7 protein-coding genes are annotated in these 18,981 nt (G+C 27.5%); 4 read left to right on the forward strand and 3 right to left on the reverse strand.

Features of this window, described 5'->3' with window-relative positions:
- Window positions 1-83 precede the first annotated feature (83 nt).
- Entirely contained in the window at window positions 84-1,340 is a 1,257-nt protein-coding gene (glyA, locus tag V3255_RS00690; RefSeq protein WP_333503961.1) for a serine hydroxymethyltransferase, read from the reverse strand.
- Between the two features lie 131 nt (window positions 1,341-1,471).
- Here glyA and secDF point away from each other — a divergent pair, with 131 nt between their 5' ends.
- The 3 genes from secDF to aspS all read left to right on the forward strand — a co-directional run bounded on the left by secDF (window position 1,472) and on the right by aspS (window position 7,156).
- Window positions 1,472-4,066: a protein translocase subunit SecDF gene (gene secDF, locus V3255_RS00695; RefSeq protein ID WP_341516267.1), complete on the forward strand. Its 2,595-nt coding sequence runs from the start codon at window positions 1,472-1,474 to the stop codon at window positions 4,064-4,066.
- A gap of 98 nt (window positions 4,067-4,164) precedes the next feature.
- Window positions 4,165-5,451 (forward strand): histidine--tRNA ligase, encoded by a 1,287-nt coding sequence (gene hisS, locus V3255_RS00700; RefSeq protein WP_333503959.1) that lies wholly within the window; start codon window positions 4,165-4,167, stop codon window positions 5,449-5,451.
- A complete protein-coding gene (aspS, locus tag V3255_RS00705; RefSeq protein ID WP_333503958.1) occupies window positions 5,444-7,156 on the forward strand; it encodes an aspartate--tRNA ligase in 1,713 nt (570 codons plus the stop codon). Before hisS ends, aspS begins: the two co-directional genes overlap by 8 nt.
- A 793-nt stretch (window positions 7,157-7,949) precedes the next feature.
- Here aspS and V3255_RS00710 read toward each other — a convergent pair.
- Both V3255_RS00710 and V3255_RS00715 read right to left on the reverse strand, forming a co-directional pair.
- Window positions 7,950-9,914: an ABC transporter ATP-binding protein gene (locus tag V3255_RS00710; protein ID WP_333503957.1), complete on the reverse strand. Its 1,965-nt coding sequence runs from the start codon at window positions 9,912-9,914 to the stop codon at window positions 7,950-7,952.
- Between the two features lie 77 nt (window positions 9,915-9,991).
- Window positions 9,992-12,274 carry an ATP-binding cassette domain-containing protein gene (locus V3255_RS00715; protein ID WP_333503956.1) on the reverse strand — a complete coding sequence of 761 codons (2,283 nt, stop codon included), beginning with the start codon at window positions 12,272-12,274 and terminating at the stop codon, window positions 9,992-9,994.
- Between the two features lie 717 nt (window positions 12,275-12,991).
- Here V3255_RS00715 and V3255_RS00720 point away from each other — a divergent pair.
- Window positions 12,992-18,913: an MGA_1079 family surface serine endopeptidase gene (locus tag V3255_RS00720; protein WP_333503955.1), complete on the forward strand. Its 5,922-nt coding sequence runs from the start codon at window positions 12,992-12,994 to the stop codon at window positions 18,911-18,913.
- Window positions 18,914-18,981: the final 68 nt, after the last annotated feature.

Consider the following 18,981-nt stretch of genomic DNA (forward strand, 5'->3'; position numbering starts at 1 on the left):
AAACCACAAATCAAAAAAAAAAAAAAAATCATCTTCTTAAAAATGGAGATGATTTTTGCTAAACAAAAAATAATTTATTCTTTTTAAATCCAGTAACTAGACTTAACCGGAAATTTTTTTGTTAATTCCTGAATTTTTAGTTTAATTTCTTCAATTTCACTAGGATTTAAATTTTTCTTTCTCAAGACAAAATCAATAATTTCAGCAAGAATAGCAAATTCTTTTTCCTTAAAACCGCGAGAAGTCATCGCTGGAGTGCCAAAACGAATTCCTGAAGTTACAAAAGGACTTAGAGTATCATTTGGAATTGTGTTTTTATTTGTAATAATATTTACTGATTCAAGTAAAATTTGTGCTTGTTTACCTGTTAGATCATAGGTTTTTTTAACATCAACAATAAAAAGGTGATTTTGAGTTTTTCCTGAGACAATTCTTGCACCTTTTTTTGCAAATTCATTTGCAAAAAAAGCGGCATTTTTAACGATTTGCTGACAATAATCTTTAAATCAAGGCTGTAGAGCTTCGTTAAATGCAACAGCTTTTGCGGCAATTGTATTAAAAAGTGGACCACCTTGAATTCCAGGGAAAACAATTTTGTCAATTTTATTTGCAATTTCTTCAATGTCTGTTAAAATCAAGCCACCTCGAGGTCCGCGCAGAGTTTTTTGGGTTGTTGATGTTATTACGTGCGCAATTCCAACTGGCGAAGGATGCACGCCTGCAGCAATAAGGCCGGCAATATGAGCAATGTCAGCCAGTAAATAGGCTCCGACCTTGTCGGCAATTTGTCGAAAACGGACAAAATCAATCAAACCTGAATAAGCCGAATAGCCACAAATTATTAAATTTGGCCTAGTCTGAACAGCTATTTTTTCAATTTCATCATAATCAAGAGTTTCATTTTTGTCAAGAAAATAGCTAATTCCGGTGTAAAAAATTCCGGAAAAATTAACTTTATATCCGTGAGTTAAATGGCCGCCTGAACTTAAATCAAGGCCAAGAATTTTGTCTCCAGGTTTTAAAAGTGCGGCAAAAACGGCTGAATTTGCACTTGAGCCCGAATAGGGTTGGACATTTGCAAATTTTGTTCCAAAAAGTTGCTTTGCACGCTCAATTGCAATTAATTCAATTTTGTCAATGAACTCGCAACCACCATAATAGCGTTTTCCAGGATAACCTTCGCCATATTTATTGCTCAAACTTGTTCCATTTGCGCTTAGGACATCTTCGGAGGCATAATTTTCACTGGCAATTAGCTCAATTTGGTCGTTTTGTCTTTGACTTTCTAAATTAATTAGCTCAGAAATTTGTTGATCTTTAATATTAATTTTCTTGTACATTTTTCAAAAACATAGAAATTATACTATAAAAATAAGGAATTCTCTAAAAACAGCCAACATTTTGCAAAAAATTTTTTTGCATTTGCTAAGCAAAACATGGTATAATTTTAAATTTACTAGAAGGGGAAGTCATGAAAATACGTAGTTTTTTTGCTAGGTTGTTTTCGCTTAATAGTTGAAAGCGTTTTTTTCTTGCTTTTTTAACATTTTCTTTTCTTGGAAGTGGTGTTTTTCTCGTTTCAAATTACTATATTTCTCAGAACATTAATCGCTCAATTGAATATGGTGGCGGTGCTGAGGTTTTAGTTCAAGTTAAAACTTTGGACGGAAAAATTCCATCTTCAAAAGTTGTTCAGGAGGCAGATTCAGCTATTTTCCAGCGTCTAACCGGCGGGGCTAATTTGAATGGTACTAACGTTTTTACCGAAGGTGAAGGACGAATAAGAATTTCACGTAATAAAATCTCAAATAATCGTGAATTAGAGCAATTTATTGATGAAATAGTCAATAAACCAACACTTACAATTACAGATGTTAACACAAATCCCCTTTTTTTTGATGGTAAATTTGCAACAAACCTTAGTCTTGAAAACGGTGATGAGTCAAATTGGCTAGTTCCATTTGCTCCAGGTTCTGCCCTTTCACAGCCAAATCCCCAAAATCCATCAAGTAATCAAGTATTAATCGAATTAAAAGACAACAATGCTCAATTAGAGTGAACTAAAGCCACTGAACATATTTCAAAATTGCCTCGTGGTCAAAACAGAATTTTAATTTGGTCTAATATTTCTGAACTTAAAAAAATAGCCCAAGAAAAATTCCCGCTTCAGTGAGAAAGAGCTAATAAAAATATATATAATTTTTTGCACGTTGGCGAAAAAACTACCCCTGATTTTTTGCCAGACCGAAAAATTTTGCAACCTTCACTTAAAAAATTCCAAATTGATGCAAAAAGGTATTTAATTTCCGATGCAACAGTTAGTCAAGCTTTAAATGGAAAATCCTTTGTAATTACAGGTAATTTTTCTCCACAAGAGGCAAAACAATTAGCACTGGATATTAATTATGGTACTGCTGATTATAAATTAGATTTTTTGTCAGCTTCATTTGTTAGCAAAACCAAGTCTGAGTCAGCCTTTATTGCTGGATGAATCGCAATTGGTCTAGCAATTGCGATAATTTCGCTATTTTTGATTGTAAATTACGGGGTTTTAGGAATTGTTGCAACAGTTTCGCTTTCACTTTATGTCTTTTTAACATTACTTTTTTTCACAATTGTTCGAGGTGAATATTCTCCAATAACCATTTCAGCGCTTGTTGTTGGAATTGGGATGAACATTGATGCAAATGTCATTAGTTTTGAACTATTTAAATCGAGAATTTATGCCGGTAATTCGGCAATAAAAGCAAATTCCCAGGCTAATCGAACCTCTTTTAATGCAATTATTGACTCAAATGTTACAACACTGATAGCTGCACTTGTTTTGTTCTTTTTTGGAACTAAAAATGTAAAAAGTTTCTCAATTACTCTTATTTTTTCAATTGTCTTTACACTAATAGTGACAATCGGATTTACAAAATTTTTCACAAGCTTTATTCTTAAAGCTGATTATTTCCAAAAAAGTAACAGATTTTGACTTTTAGGTATAAAAAATTATTACTTGAAAAAATATGAACGGGGTTACCAATCAGTTTATTCAAGAATTAATTATGAAAAAATTTATAAATATTCTAGATGAACTCCGCTTGTTTTGTTTGTAGGTTCCTTAGTGGTTTTTGCAACTTTTGCCGGAATTTATAAGTCTTTTGGTTCAGGATTTAATTTAGCTATTGACTTTAGTGGTGGTACAAACTTGCTAATTGAAACCTCAAATTCAAGTTTTGACTTGATAAACCAAGAAAAAGCTAATAAAATAATTGATTTTTTAAATTCACATAATATTAATAGTACAAATTCGCAAATAATTTTAAATCCTTTAAACGAGTCATCTTCTGTTTTCAATATTGAAGTCAAAACCCAACTAGACTTAGCTTCCAGACTTTCGACCCTTAATTCAGAAATTCAAAGCAATTTTTCAAATATTCGAATGACGAATTATTCAATTTCAAATGAAGAAGCACAAAAATTAATTTTTAATGCAATACTTTCAGTTGGCTTAGCACTTGTTTTTGTAAGTATCTTTACACTGATTAGATTTAAATGAACTTTTTCATTTGCAATTATTCTTTCTCAATTATTTAATGTTTTAATGGTCTTTTCTGTGATTATTATTACTCGAATTCAAATATCTCAAAATTTGGTTGTTGCAATTTTAACTCTAATTGGTTATACCGTAAATGATACAATTGTTGTCTTTGACCGTATTAAGACAAAATTTAGTGAAACAAATCACGTTGATGTTTACAAAAGTGAAAAAATTAACCAAATTTCATTAGAGGCAATTAAAGATACAGCCAAAAGATCTATTTTTACATCGCTAACAACAATTTTTACAATCATAGTTTTAATGATTTTTTATGAATCAATTGATGTAGTTTTCAGTTTAACAATGCTTATAGGTGTTATAATCGGAACATATTCTTCATTATTTGTCGCAACTAGAATATGAAATAAATTAGAAGCATATCGAAACTATAAAAAACAAAAAAGAATTAACGCTAAATACTGAAATATTCAGAAAGTTCATGAACAAACATTTGCAAGCATTAACGACTATGAGAAATAAGTAACCAAAAATTAAAATAATTACTAAAAAATATCTATTTTAATTTTTGGTTTTTATTTTGTTAAAATTTTTCTATCGTTTAAAATTAAAGGTTAAAAATGAAATCATTCTTAAATTCAAGTCCTAAGGGTACTTATGATATTGTTGAGCAAGAAAGTGAAATATTCCTAAAAATCCGTAATATTTTTTTCCAATATGCTAGAAAATTTAATTTCTCATATATTGAAACACCCATTTTTGAATATGCAGAAATTTTTGAAAAAACTAGCCAAGATTCAGACGTAGTAACCAAAGAACTCTATAAATTTTTGGATAAATCAAATCGACAATTAGCTTTAAGACCTGAGGGAACTGCACCAATCATGCGGGCAATTTGACAGCACAAATTGCACCAAATTGAAAAAAAGTTTTTTTATTTTGGCCCCATGTTTCGCTATGAAAAACCGCAAAAAGGCCGTTTTCGTCAGTTTTACCAAGCCGGATTTGAAATTACTAACTATAAACCAGAGTCATTTTTTTTACAAGTTTTAGAAGTCATTCTTTTAGTTATTAAAATTCTTGAAAATCTTAAAATTCAAAACTACCAACTTAAAATTAATTACCTTTCAAATTCACAAACAAGAGAAGAATATTCTAAAGCTTTAAGTCAATATTTTGAAAAATATATCGATAAACTGGAGCCTATTTCTAAATTACGCATTAAGAATAATCCTTTGAGAATTCTTGATGACAAGATAGAATCTTCTAAAGATTTTGTCAAATTAGCCCCAAAAATAAGCGACTTTTGATCAATTGATGATAAGAAAAATTTCAATTCAATAATTTCAATTTTTGAAAAATTTAAAATTAATTACGTGATTGACTATTCTTTAGTTCGAGGGCTTGATTATTATGATGAATTTGTTTTTGAATTTATCGATACTGACAAAATTTTAGGCTCAAAATTAACTTTTGCAGGTGGAGGTTGTTATAATAATTTACCACAAAAATTTGGCATGTCTAATTTTAAAAGTATCGGGGTTGCCTTTGGAATTGAGCGTCTGATAGAAATTTTTAAATCTAATTCCCCTACTAAATTTACAAATTTAGATTTTTATTTAATTGGCTTTAGTCAAGATGAAATTCTTAAAAATTTTGAACTTGCAATTTTACTTCGTGAGCAAAATTTTCGAGTTGATTTAAATAAATTACCCTTGTCAATTAAAGATGGATTTCAAAAAGCAAAAAAATCAAGTGCAAAATTTGCTTTTTTCTTTGAAAAAGACGAACAACCAGGCCAAATATCAATCAAAAACCTTCAAACATCTATTAACAAAGTCATTTCACTTTTAAATATTGATTTTAAATTTTTAAAAACACTTATAGACGGAGAAACACATGTATAATTCAAAAAATTTATCCAAAGAACAAATTGGAAATATAGTTTCAATTCAAGGTTGAGTCCAAAATATTCGTAAAATTAAAAGTAAAACCTTTGTGGTAATCCGTGATTATCAGGGAATTTTTCAAGTAATTATTGATGAAAATACCAAAAAAGTCGACAAATACTCAAAAGAATCTGTTGTGCGTGTTGAAGGTATTTTATCGCTAAGAAGCAATCCAAATACAAAAATTCATAACGGCGATCTTGAAATAAATGCAATAAATTTTGAAACACTTTCATTTTCACAGCCAATTCCGTTTGAAATTCATAATGAGGCTCACGCTAATGAAGATTTACGTTTGGAATACAGATTTTTAGATTTACGTCGGGAAGTAATGCAGAAAAATTTGACTTTTCGTTATCGAATTTTTCACTATATTCGCTCTTTCCTTTTTGAAAATAATTTTATCGAAATTGAAACCCCGATTTTGTCAAAATCAACACCTGAGGGAGCAAGATCTTTTTTAGTTCCTACTCGTCAAAAAGGAAAATTCTTTGCCTTACCGCAGTCACCTCAAATTTATAAGCAACTTTTAATGGTTTCTGGATTTGAAAAATACTTCCAATTTGCGCGTGTCTTTCGTGATGAGGATTTAAGAAAGGACCGCCAATTTGAATTTTGTCAACTAGATTTAGAATTTGGCTTTAGTAATTTTGAACAAATCTCCAATCAGATTGAAAACCTTATAAAATATTTGTGAGAAAAAATTTACTCTAATTCAAAAATTGAATTTCCGCGGCTTGATTATGATTTTGTAATTGACAAATATGGAACCGACAAACCTGACTTGCGATTTGAAAATAAATTATTTTCTCTTGATTTTCTTGATGGTCATGATCCACTTTTCCAAGGTAAAACGCGTGGAATTTTTCTTGAAAATGTTTTAATTTCAAAACCAGATTACCGAATTTTTTCTGAAAAAATAAGACAACATAATGCGAACAGACTTTTATATATTCACATTGAATCTGGAAAAATTTCGTATTTTTCTTTTAAAACTGATGAATCTGCCTTGAAATCTAAGCTTGAAACTTGATTATTAGACAACAATTATCAAAATGGAACTTTATTTTTAATTTCTGATAATTATCAAGAAACATCATTAGCTCTTGGGGCTTTACGAAATTTATTAGCACAAAAATATGACCTTATTATTAATAAAAATGAATTTAAATTTGCCTGAATTATTAATTGACCGCTTTTTGAGCTTGATTCAAATCAGCAAATAACTTCCGCTCACCACCCTTTTACGGCGCCCGTTGCTGAAAATATTGAATTTTTAGATACTGACCCTATAAAAGTGCGCGCTCAATCTTATGATCTTGTGCTTAACGGTTTTGAACTTGGTTCTGGTTCAATAAGAATTAATAATTCTGAATTACAAAGTAAAATTTTTAGAATTTTAGGTCTTAATCAAGATCAAATTAACCTTCAATTTGGTAGTCTTTTAAAAGCTTTTAATTTTGGAGTCCCACCTCATGGAGGTTTTGCTTTTGGTCTTGACCGTCTAATTATGATTTTATTACAAACAAACTCAATTCGTGATGTTATTGCTTTTCCAGTAAATTCAAAAGGTTTGGACTTATTGCTAAATTCACCTTCATCAATAAATTCTGAGTCATTATCTGAATATAATATCAAAATTAGCGACATAGATAAAGAATAATTTTTAAAAAGCTTACAAATTTTGAATAAATAAGACAAATTAGAATATTAATTTAAGGAAAAAGCAACTAATTTTTCCGAGTTTCCCAGTTTCAAATAAATCAAACTAAAAAAGCTAAAATTTTGACTTAAAAAGCAAAATGATGAAATTTTTAAACTACTTTTTTAGTTTAAAACACTAACAAAAACCATAAAAAATACAACTACTATTTAAACTCAATGCAAATAGAAAACTCGTTTTTATTTAAATTGAGCCTAAAAAAATATGTGAAGTTTTGAAAGAGCCATAATCAAAAGCCATAAATTTGAAGATTTCTAAACGGTTAAATTTAAGGCATTCCATCATATTTAAAAATATAATGGATAATTCGCAATATTTGATTTTTTAGCCAAAAAACATAATTAATTCCCCCTTAATTCAATATCAAAATTTATTAATTTATTCTTAGTGAGCTTTATTATAACATAATTTTATTTTAGGCCAAACATTTTTTTTTTTTTTTGTAAAAGGTTAATTTCAAAACTATAAAAATTAAGGTTTTAGCATCAAAAAACACGTATTTACAGCTATTTTTGCGTATTTATATTCACTAAAAAGTGAATTTTTGCCGTCAAACTGGCAAACTCAGGATTTAAGCAAAAAGTAACTAATTTTTATCTTTAATCCAAAACAAAAATTCCTAAAGAATTAAGCCTTGAACAGCTCTAAATCTTTAGGAATTTATAATATATAACAAAGAGATTTTGCAAATTTATCTAAAATTTAGTCTTAATATACAAGCAAAATTCAAAAACTAGAATTGCTCAAATTTTAGCAATTTAATTACCGGTTTACGATAACTTAGTCAAGAAATTATTAGGTAAATCACCGAAATAGACCCAAACATTATAAGTCATATTATTATAAGTAAAGCCCCAACTTGGCTCAGCGAAGGTAGTAAAATATCTTGACCAATTATTGCGGTATAAATTTTTCCCATTGACGGAATGAAAACGATTGAATTAATAAACAAAATAAAGAGCGAAATTATAATAATATTTAGTCAATGGTAAAAGAAAATTTGTCAAGTTTTAGCATTTAGTGCCTTAAGAATTCCAATTAATTTCATTTTTGAATCACTCAGGTTTTTAGCATAAAAGACTGTCTGAATTAGCAAAATTATGACAAATAAAACTAAAATAGCACCAATAACTATATTTGTAAATGATTGTGTATTTAATATTGATTTTGTTATGCCACCTAGAGACGATTGGATTTCAAATTCTTTGTTGTTTTTAGCAAAATTTTCAATATTATTGGCTAAATCATCATCAATATTAAAATAAAGTTTCAATACTCAAGGGTCAATTTTTTCTGGCTTATTGTTGTCAAGATTTTCATTTGGTCCGTTGTTTTTTTGCACAGGTTTTGCTGGTTCAAAAAATTTATGATGTAAAAAGCTAAAATTTAATCTATCTAAAGTAGCCAAACTACTTATGCCAACTACTTTTAGATCTACGGCTGTGTTTCGAAAACTTGAGACACTAATTTTTTGATTGTTTGGCTGTTCTATATTAAATTTTGTTGCTAGAGATTTTGAAATTATTATTTCATCTTTGTTCTGAATATTTCTGCCTACTAAATTTTTGTTGTCAAAAATAAATCTATTTTTAAAAAAATCACTTTCATCAATATAGTCAACAGAAGAATCAAACTCTACTTTATCGCCATAAGTGAAAGTAACCTTAGGAAAGGTAAAAATAGGAACAATTTTTACAATTTTTGTGTTATCTTCTTGAAGTTTTGTGATTTCATTAGTAGAAAATGTGTTTATTTCTGCATTTGATTTTTTGGTTATTACAACCGAATCTAATTGATATTCAATCGTGTTTTGCAAATTAGTGCTGCTAATATTTAAATTTAAGACCCCAAATAATAATGTCCCAAAAAAACTGGTTAAAAAAAGCAACAAAAATAAAATACTTGAAGTAAGTTTTGATTTAAAATCTGTAATTGTTAATAAAAAACCTGTTTTAAATTCTTGTTTAATTTTCGAAAGTTTTGAATTTTTAGCTGTTTTTTGATAGTTTAAATCGCTGTTTTTAGCTGTATCTTTAGTAATTAAGGACTGATTTTGGCTATTTTTGTCAAAAATTTCCTCAGAAATTTTGTTTTTTTCAATATAAACAATTTTGTCGGCATATTTTTTTGCTAAATCAAGGTTATGACTAACTACTAAAATAGTTTTATTTTTGGCAATATTAGTTAAATTTTCAAATACAATTTTTGCATTTTCAATATCTAAATTTCTTGTTGGTTCATCAAGTAATATAAAACTACTATCACGTGAAAGTGAGCGTAAAATTGCAATTCTTTGCCTTTCACCGCCAGATAAATTATTTACTTTTTGTTCAAGTTGTTCAGTTTTTATCGACATTAAATTTGCATTTTGATTTAATGCATTTTTGTCTAAAAGTTTATTTATTACATTATTTCCTATTAAAATATTGTCATTAGATGTAATTTTTTCGATTAAATTAAAATCTTGAAAAACAACATCAACTAATGGTTTTTTAATTTCAGAACCATTTTCATCAAAAAAAGAAATGTTTCCACTATCTTTTTTTGTAAAACCGGCAATTAAATTAATAAGAGTTGTTTTACCGATTCCTGACTCACCAACTACAAAAGTTACTTTGTTCGAAGGAATTTCAAGATTTAGTGAATTAAAAATAAATCTGTCATCAATTTTTTTCGTTAAATTTTGAATTTTTATCATTTTTCCTCAGGTCTAAAATTAAAAAACTTGTAAATCTTTTTTATATTTATATAAAAAATCACGGATGTGATTTTAGATTATCTCAATAAAGTTGCGACATCTTTTCGATATGTTTTATAAGAAATTAATAGGTAAATAAAAGACATAGAAACAAAACCGACTAACCAAGTCAAAAGAAAAATTACGACAATTTGCGAATAATCTGGCTGAAATAAGTTTTGATTCAGAACTATTTTATAAATTTCTGGGACAATCAAAGTCGATAAAATTATACCTACAAAAAATACAAAAACACTAATAATTATTAAATTTAATCAATGGTACATGAAAATTTCTAGCGTTTTACCGCCTAGTGATTTTAAAACTGCTATCGATTTTTTCTTAAAGTTGGAAAGATTTACAGCATAAACGCTAATAAAAATCAATAAAGTAATACCAAGAACTATAATTGAGGCAAAAATAACCGCAATCAAAGTAAATTGGGTGGCAAAGAGATGCTGTCTTACTTCATCAACCCCTCCAGAGATGAAATAATAACGTTTGACACCAGATTTACCATATTTATCTAAAAAATCCTGAATATTATTATAAAGATTTTCATGATTAAAAAAGACTAAAAATTCGCTAGGATGTGCTTGGCTGAAGAAATTTTCGACTTCACTGTTAAAAATTACAATATTCTCGGGTTCTTCTGAAGCATTATTAGTAGTTTTATCAGCATCAAAAATACCAACAACTTTAAAAATATAATTACTATCAAAAGTAGTGTTAATTTTTATTAGTTTTCCAATTTTATTAGTAATATTAGAACTAACTGCAATTTCGTCAAATGATTGAGGTAAATTACCTTTAGTTAAATTTATTGAATGTGCCTGGGTTGAATTTTGATAAAAAGATTTGCTAATAGTCGGATTAATAGATGTCGTATTGCTATTTGATGTTCGATCGCCAAAGCCAAGAGAATAAAAATTATCTGCCAAAACATCGAAGTCATGGAAATTTTTGGATGTTTCTTTATATCCCTTTTCATATGTTGTTTTTAATTTATTTGTATGAATCAAAGAGAACTTAGGTTGATCAATACTTTTTTCTTCAATTATTCCAACAATTTTTAATTCTTCAAAATGGTTAGAATAAAAAATTTTTATTTTTTTTCCTATTGGGTTTGAGATTTCAAGTTGATTAATAATTTTCTCAGGTAAAATAACTTCATCTTGATTAGATATAAAATTATTATTAAATTTTTGGCTTTTAATAATGTCAGTAAATCTATTTTTAAAAAAATCTGACTCATCAACGGGGAAAATTGGGCCTGTTGAAATTGTTTTATCATCATAACTAAATTTAAAAAATTGTAAATCAGAATATATCGGTATTATTTTCTCTATTTTTGGGTTTTCTTTTTTAAGTTTTTCTAATTCATTAATATGAAAGGAAGCAATCACCTTTTCACTTATGTTTAAGGTGTCTAAATTATATTGAACAACGTTGTCAAAATTAATATTTTTAGCAGAAATATTCAAGTTAACAAATAAAACTACACCAAAAATCATTGCTAAAAATGAAATTAAAACAAGAATAAAAGTAGTAATTTTCGATCTAAAATCAGCAAAAGACAAAAGTAAGGCAACTTTTGCTTTTTGGTAAAAAGATGGTTTTTTATATACTTTATTTTCAGAATTTGCTAAAAAATTATTCGTAGATTTTTGTAGATTTTTTTGTGGTTTATCTTTATTTTCTATTGATTGAATATTTTCATTTTCTACATAAATAATTTGATCAGCATATTTTTTTGCAAGTTCTAAATTATGGCTTACAACCAAAACGGTCTTATTTTGTGATATCTCAACTAACAAATCAAGCAATGCAATTGAGTTTTCTTTATCTAAGTTCCCAGTTGGCTCGTCAAGTAAAATAAAGTCTGCATTTCTTGATGAACTTCTTAAAAATGCAGCTCTTTGCTTTTCACCACCTGATAAATTTTTAGCTAATCGATTTAATTTTTGACTATTTATGTTAATTGCGCTAGCTTCCTTTTCAATTTCGTGATTTTCAACATAACGATTTAGAATATGATTTGCAATTAAAATATTATTTTTAATTGAAAGCGATTCTATCAAATTAAAATCTTGAAAAACAACATCCACTAAAGGATTTTCAATTTCATTACCGTTTTTAAAAAAAGAAATTTTTCCGCTATCCTTTTTTGTAAAGCCAACAATTAAGTTAATCAGGGTGGTTTTGCCAATTCCTGATTTTCCAACAATAAATGTTATTTTATTTGATGGAATATCAAGATTTATTGAATTAAAAATAGTTTTATTGTTAAATTTTTTTGATAAATTTTCAATTTTTATCATCTAAATAAACCTCTTGTTTGGAATTAAATGATTTAATAGGAACTTTGGTCATATTTTTTAAGGTAATTAATAAGCTCTTTAGTATAAAAATCAATACATGCTGACATATTTGACACTAATATTGAGTTCGTCGTTGCTAGTTTTTAATATTTGTGTTTGTTTTTTAGGTTTTAGCAGTTATTGTGAGTATCGAAAAGTATGCAATTATTAAGCCAGTAATTTAGATCTTACTTTGTTCATGGTCAACCTCGCATATTATTAATTTAATTAATAAAAAATTATAACAAATTTTTAGTTTTTTAAATACATTTTTTTATTAAATGAAAAAAAATTTAAAAAAATAAAAAATCAAATATTTTTAAAATAAATTACACAAAAAATTCAAACAACTAGCTTTTTATCAATGATATTGTTTTCACTGTTTTTGTTTATATTTTCTATATGAACGCTTGGTTTTTTATATGAAAAGTGACTTTAAAGTCTTGAATTGTTATACAAATTAATGAATGAACTTATTTTTGATAAGCAATAGTAAATTTTCAAAAATTCAGCATTCAATACTGATTAATTCTAGCTGCAAAGTGCCGTGAGAATTTAATACGAGTGTTTAAAAACAAATTAACACACTAATTTAAATTGAAATATATAGGTTTTTTAATTTTTTGTTATATAATTATATAATTAATAAATTAAAACTCTCACGAAATAGGAAAAATAATGTACAGAAAAAAAGCAAAAACCAACCCAATATTTTTATTCGGGGTTGGTATTTTTTCACTTGTTGTTGCCTCTTGTTCAACTTCAAACTCAAATTCATTTCAAAATTACACCGATCCAAATAAAAGTCTTCAAAAAAATCAGGTAGATAATTTTTTTCTTCAGTATCCTAATTTTCCTGAAGCTATTAAAAATAAAATAAAAGATTCCTTAAATATTTCCTCACAAAATTTCTCAAATTCAGAATATATGCCCAAAGTTTCTCAATTTGTAGAAAAATACTCATCAACATTAGATTTGTTTCAAAAATTCGAGTCGAATTTTAAATCTAAGACAATCGATAAGTCTTTTAGTGTTAACGAGGAAAAATACAATAATTTAAAAAGTGAAATTGAATCGTTTAATCAAAAAATTCTAAATTCATCTAATTTTGAAACTAAAATGGATGAGTATTTAACCAAAATAACTGAATTAAACGCGGAAATTACTAAAACCAACGACACCCTTAGTCAAGAACTTTCAACTTTTGGCTGATTTAACACGGTTTTAAAACACGCAAATCTTGTTAATCTTAAAGCCTTAAGTGCGCAAATTAATGACAAAATTACCACTTTATATAAAAATGATAATAAACAAGAAATTGAAAATTTCACCTCAAATTTACTCATTTTAGAAAATATTATTACCCAAATTAAATCAATAAAAAATGAATATTCCACTGTGAGCAATGAAACTTTCAATAATTTAATTACAAATTTTAATTCAAATATAAATTCTGATAACTTAATTAACAATGTCACTGATTCAATTCAAAATCTTAAAAGTATCCAAACTAATTTAGAAAAAATTGTTAATGAGTCAGCGGGAAAAAACGAAAAACTACAAGAATTAAAGAAATCTGCTATTTTAGAAGTTGAGAAAACTGCTAATTTATCACAAAGTGTTCAAAGTAATTTTAAGGAAAAAATAAATAGGTCAATTACTGAATCACAAATTAGTGAAATTAAGACATTTATTTCAGAACTAGAAGGTGTTGCATCACTTCTATCTTCATTGAAAACAGAAAAAATAGAACTAGAAAATAATCCTAATTATCTAAATTCTGAAAATAAAACAGAATTAGATGATTTAATGAGTTCGCTAAATTTTTTAGATGAACAAAATAAGCTTGTATTAAATGATGATATTTCTGATAATACAAAATATTTTCTATCTAACACTTTAACACTTCATGAAAATGTAAAGTCAGAAATAGCACGTCTTAATGGTAATGTTAAGTTAAGCGATGCTAAAAAAACTTTGGAGAATCAATTATCATCTGGCAAATTTAGTCCAAATTTTGTTTCTGATATTAAAACACTGGCAGATTCAAAAAAATTAGTTTCTGATATTAAAGATATAAGTTCTAGCATTTTAAAATTAGCAGATTCCCTTGATTTATATAATGTTGAAGTGAAAAATTCTCAATTATTATTGAATAACTCAAGTACATCTACAACAAATAAGCAACAACTTGAAGAAAAAAATAATAAAATTAAAGAAAAATTAGACCAAAATCTCCGACTCAATGTAATTGATAGTGAAAATTTGGTAACTTTTGCTGATGAATTTGCTAATTTAGTCACTTCATTTTCACAAACAATTTTAGTTTCAAAAGCGCAAAATAACCAAATTGTGCAAGAAAAACCACCAGTAAAAGTTGCACAAAATTTATCAGATTTTAAACAACAAGCCCAAGACGCCCTAAAAATTAGTCTTGATGACCAAGGGCTTGACCGTCATAGTATAAAAAAATATCTTACTTCTGCTTCTTTTAACCTTAAAAATGCAAATCTTTGATTAAAACAACCACAAAATAATGAAATCAATTTCAAATTATTAGACTTATCATTAGATAGCAGCAACAGAAATATTTTAGTCCTTAATTATGAGGCAACTTCAGTAAAAAACCCTTCACATTCAACAACTTTATCCACCCAACTTTTAATTTCTAATAATGATGTTGACTTAAATACGGTAATTTCTTCGTTAAATATAGATTCTCTTGATGACTATTTTGATATTTACTATAATTCATTCCTTGATTTTGAAAAAGAAGACTTCCCTAAGCAAGACCTAAAAAAATTTATTTCAGAAAATTTTTCTCAATCAAGACAAACAATCGGAAATTTTTTCCATGTTGCATTACCAGAGCGACCTGAATTAACCTTTACCGATGATAATAAAATATCTTTAAAATTAGATATTAAATTTAATAAGCAAGTTATTAAAACAGTTAGTGCTAAGTCCAAGAATCAGGTTAAGTTTAAACAAAAAGATAACTTGCCAGTAAAAATCGCATATACTCAAAACTTTAAAAACACCAGTTTTTATAAGCAAACTTACCTTAGCGATCCTGAATATGCTGTTCTTGATTATACTAATTTAAAAGATCCATTAGATTATTATTGGCATTTCGAAGAACCTGCAGGTGCTGGTGGGGTTGGTAGCTATTGATTTTATAAATATTTATTAAAACCAACTTTAGAAACATTGCAAAAAGCAGGGCAAATAGCTCCAAATAAAAAATTTAAAACTCTTAAGGATAACGCAAAAGTTGTAAAAGTTTCAGAATTTGGTTCAGAAAACCCAACACAACAAGATGAATTAAGTAAGGCTGACCTTGATAAAATTTTTGATAAAATTTTAAAAGATCAGCAATTTTTTAACTACGAAATTCCTCAAAATTCCACAATTTCGTTTTCAACTTTTGATGTTGATAATGAAAAAAGAAGAGTTTTAACCTCGAGTACCACTCAAAGTATTTCCTTAAAATTATTAATAAAAAAAGGTCAACACACTAGAGAAGAAATTGTACAATTTGCACCTAAGGATTACTTAAAACCAATTTTATCACCGCGTGATAAAGCTGATTTATCATTAATTGAAGAAATTTTAGGTGATTCTAGCGGTAAAAAATTATTTAAAAACACAAAAATTAATGATATTGATAATACCCACGGCCAAATTTCACTAGTCGGAAAAACGAATTCGGAAATAATCGACTCACTTAACAAACTTTATACATTTGCTAAAATAGGTAAATTTGAAATTTTTGCAAAAGATGTCATTTCTACAGACATTTTAAAAGGTCAAGCAAAAATTTTCTTTTGATACAAATATAACGGTTTAGAATATCCGCTAATTGTTGAAGGAACTACACGTACTGATGTTTTCAAAACTGAAAAAGCCATTAATTTTTCAAATTGACTGCCAGCCACTTATAGCGATATTAAGCCTAAAAATGGATCTAATTTCACCAGTGAAGATTTTTCACCAATTTTAGAAAAAACAAGACAAAATGGCAGAGAAATCTCAATATCCAATGCGATTTCCAATGATGATAAATCAATTATTGATCAAATTAATAGTCGCCACTTTGATTATCGTAGAGTAACCGGCGAATTTTATAAAAACGAGAAGATACACATAAAATATAGACTAATAGACCCTGCTGATATTGTTGAACAAAAAGCTGAATCAAAGTTAAATTATTTACTTCAAATTAAAGCTAACAGTGAAACCGCTAGAAATAGTGATTTAGATAAGTTTAAAAATCAAGAAGTCAAACTTGAAGGTGAAGACAAAAAAAGTGGACAAAATAGTGAAAAATTACCAAAAATTGTCGAAAAGCAAATATTTTTTGATAATGATCCTGATGTTTCACTTAACACTTCAAAAATTTTAAAGGATTATTTTGTTTATTATTATGATGTTAAAACCACTGATAAACCAGGCGAAATGACGTTCAAACTTGGCTTTATTAACAAGCATAACACAAAAATCCGCTATAGTCCTAAGAAAGATATAAAATTACAAAACTTAGAAAATGATTATAAAAATAAACTTTATCCTGAAATAATTCTAAATGGAATCAAATATTCTGATTTTGTTCGTAAAAATACTGGATCAACTACAACAAACTTGTTAAATAACAGTAATTTTAAAGATCTTTTTGAAATCAAAGAAGAAGCTCTTAAGTACAATAATTTTAAAATCTCAAAGGAAAATTTACAATTTCTTGAGACAAAAAAACATAATAATAAATTATATTTCCGTCTAAAATACGTTAATGGGTCTCATATTGTCGAAGGTGAAACTTGATATTTTTTAACAAATATTAATAACCAAAATATTCAGGGCAATATAGATTTAGACACACAAAAGCCATTAGTTACTTTATTTGAATCTCAAAATGAAGTAACTAGAAGTCGTGAAATTGAACCTTATTATAAAGATTTATATTGAAATTACGAAAATTCTACAAAAACAGCTAAATGAACATTAAAAGAAAAATATTTTTCTCAAACATTTTTAAAGAATAATCCTAAAAACCGCAAAATAAAACTACAATTATTTGGAAATGCTTTAGTTCAAAATACCCGAAGACTTACCCGAATTAGCGGAGGAAAGGACTTAACCACAAACACACCAACTAAAGGTGGTTATGATTTTGTTTTTGACTTTGAAAAATTAGCAAATGGCCAAATAATAGCAATTACTGAAAAAACTAAAAATGTATTTTTTGAAGATTCAAACAAAAAATTTCAGGATTTTAGTTTCAATTTAAGCGCCCAATATATCAAAGATAAAGGGATTGAATTTAAATTATGACTAAATGATCCTAATCTTGGCTTGATAGTTGATAATGTTTTTAATCATGTTGAACAAGGTGCTGACTTCTATACTAGCTCAAAATTTGACACTTTTGATCCAAAAAAAGCCTTTATTTTACATAAAGCTGGAGCAAGAGTTCATATTGAATACACAAACTCGCTTGAAAATGAAGATTTTGGTTCTAAGACAAATCAATTTGATTATAAAAATATTGACTATACTAATGAAGAGCAACCAATTACATTTTTCACCAATTCAGATGCTTACAATTTAGAAAAATATAATCCAAACCAAAACGTTCCTTATAAATTACATGAAGGATATTTACAAGATTTAGAATTTTTACATAAATCTTGAGATACTAAAAAGTTCCCACTAGCAAAAAATCTATTAGCTAGAACCTTTGGCTTTAGTTTTGGAAGTGCAACTATGCTTGCAAAAGTAAATGATGACCCAGATGATGGTAAATTTTACATAATCACAAATAATCACGTCGAAGGTGGCGCAAATTTTGATTTAAATACCCTTTTTGGTAAAGATTTAACTCATTCTTTATCAAATAATCGTTACATGGCTATTGCAAGTAAATATTATTCTAATTCAATTGATGGCGGTTATAGCTATTGAGGTGGACCAAACGCCGTCAAAAATGTTCCTACTTGGATAGTTTGAACCGGTATTAAACAACCGGATGTAAAAGGAAAAAATCCAAAAAATGTTGACATAACTGTTTTAATAGTTGATATTAAACCTTTAATTAAAGCAGCTTATGAAAGTGGTGAGTTCCAAAAAGCAGCCTGATTATTGAATTGATATAAATTACCTAACTTAAAATTAAATTCAAACGGTCAGACAGATTTAACATTTTTTGGTCAAAATGTTAAATATTTTGGAATGAATGGATTTCCTTATGCAAAACAAAGTGGTTATATAATTAACAGGGCTAATTCAGATCAACAAAATGTTACTATTTTGAATCAAAAAGGTTATACTCCATCATATTTTAATGCTGGTAATTCCGGAACAGGAGTATTAGGTCCAAATGATGAGTATATTTCAACAATTAATGGAGGTTCGCCACTTACATTTTTACAAAGTTGGAATTATTCAACAGCAACTCATAATTATTTTGGAATAAATTGACAAAATGAAAAACCGCTTGAACTAGAAAGTAAATATAGTTTATCATCAATGATAATGAGACTAAATGCTCAAAATCCGCGTGAATACAGTCTTCCTTGGTTTTTCAAGGATTTTGAAAAATAAAATAATTTTAAAGTCACAAAAATTAGCTTATTAATTTAGTCTATTTATTTAAATATTTCTATTTTAGC

It is taken from the genome of Mesomycoplasma ovipneumoniae, from assembly GCF_038095975.1.
Classification (GTDB): Bacteria; Bacillota_I; Bacilli_A; order Mycoplasmatales; family Metamycoplasmataceae; genus Mesomycoplasma; species Mesomycoplasma ovipneumoniae_C.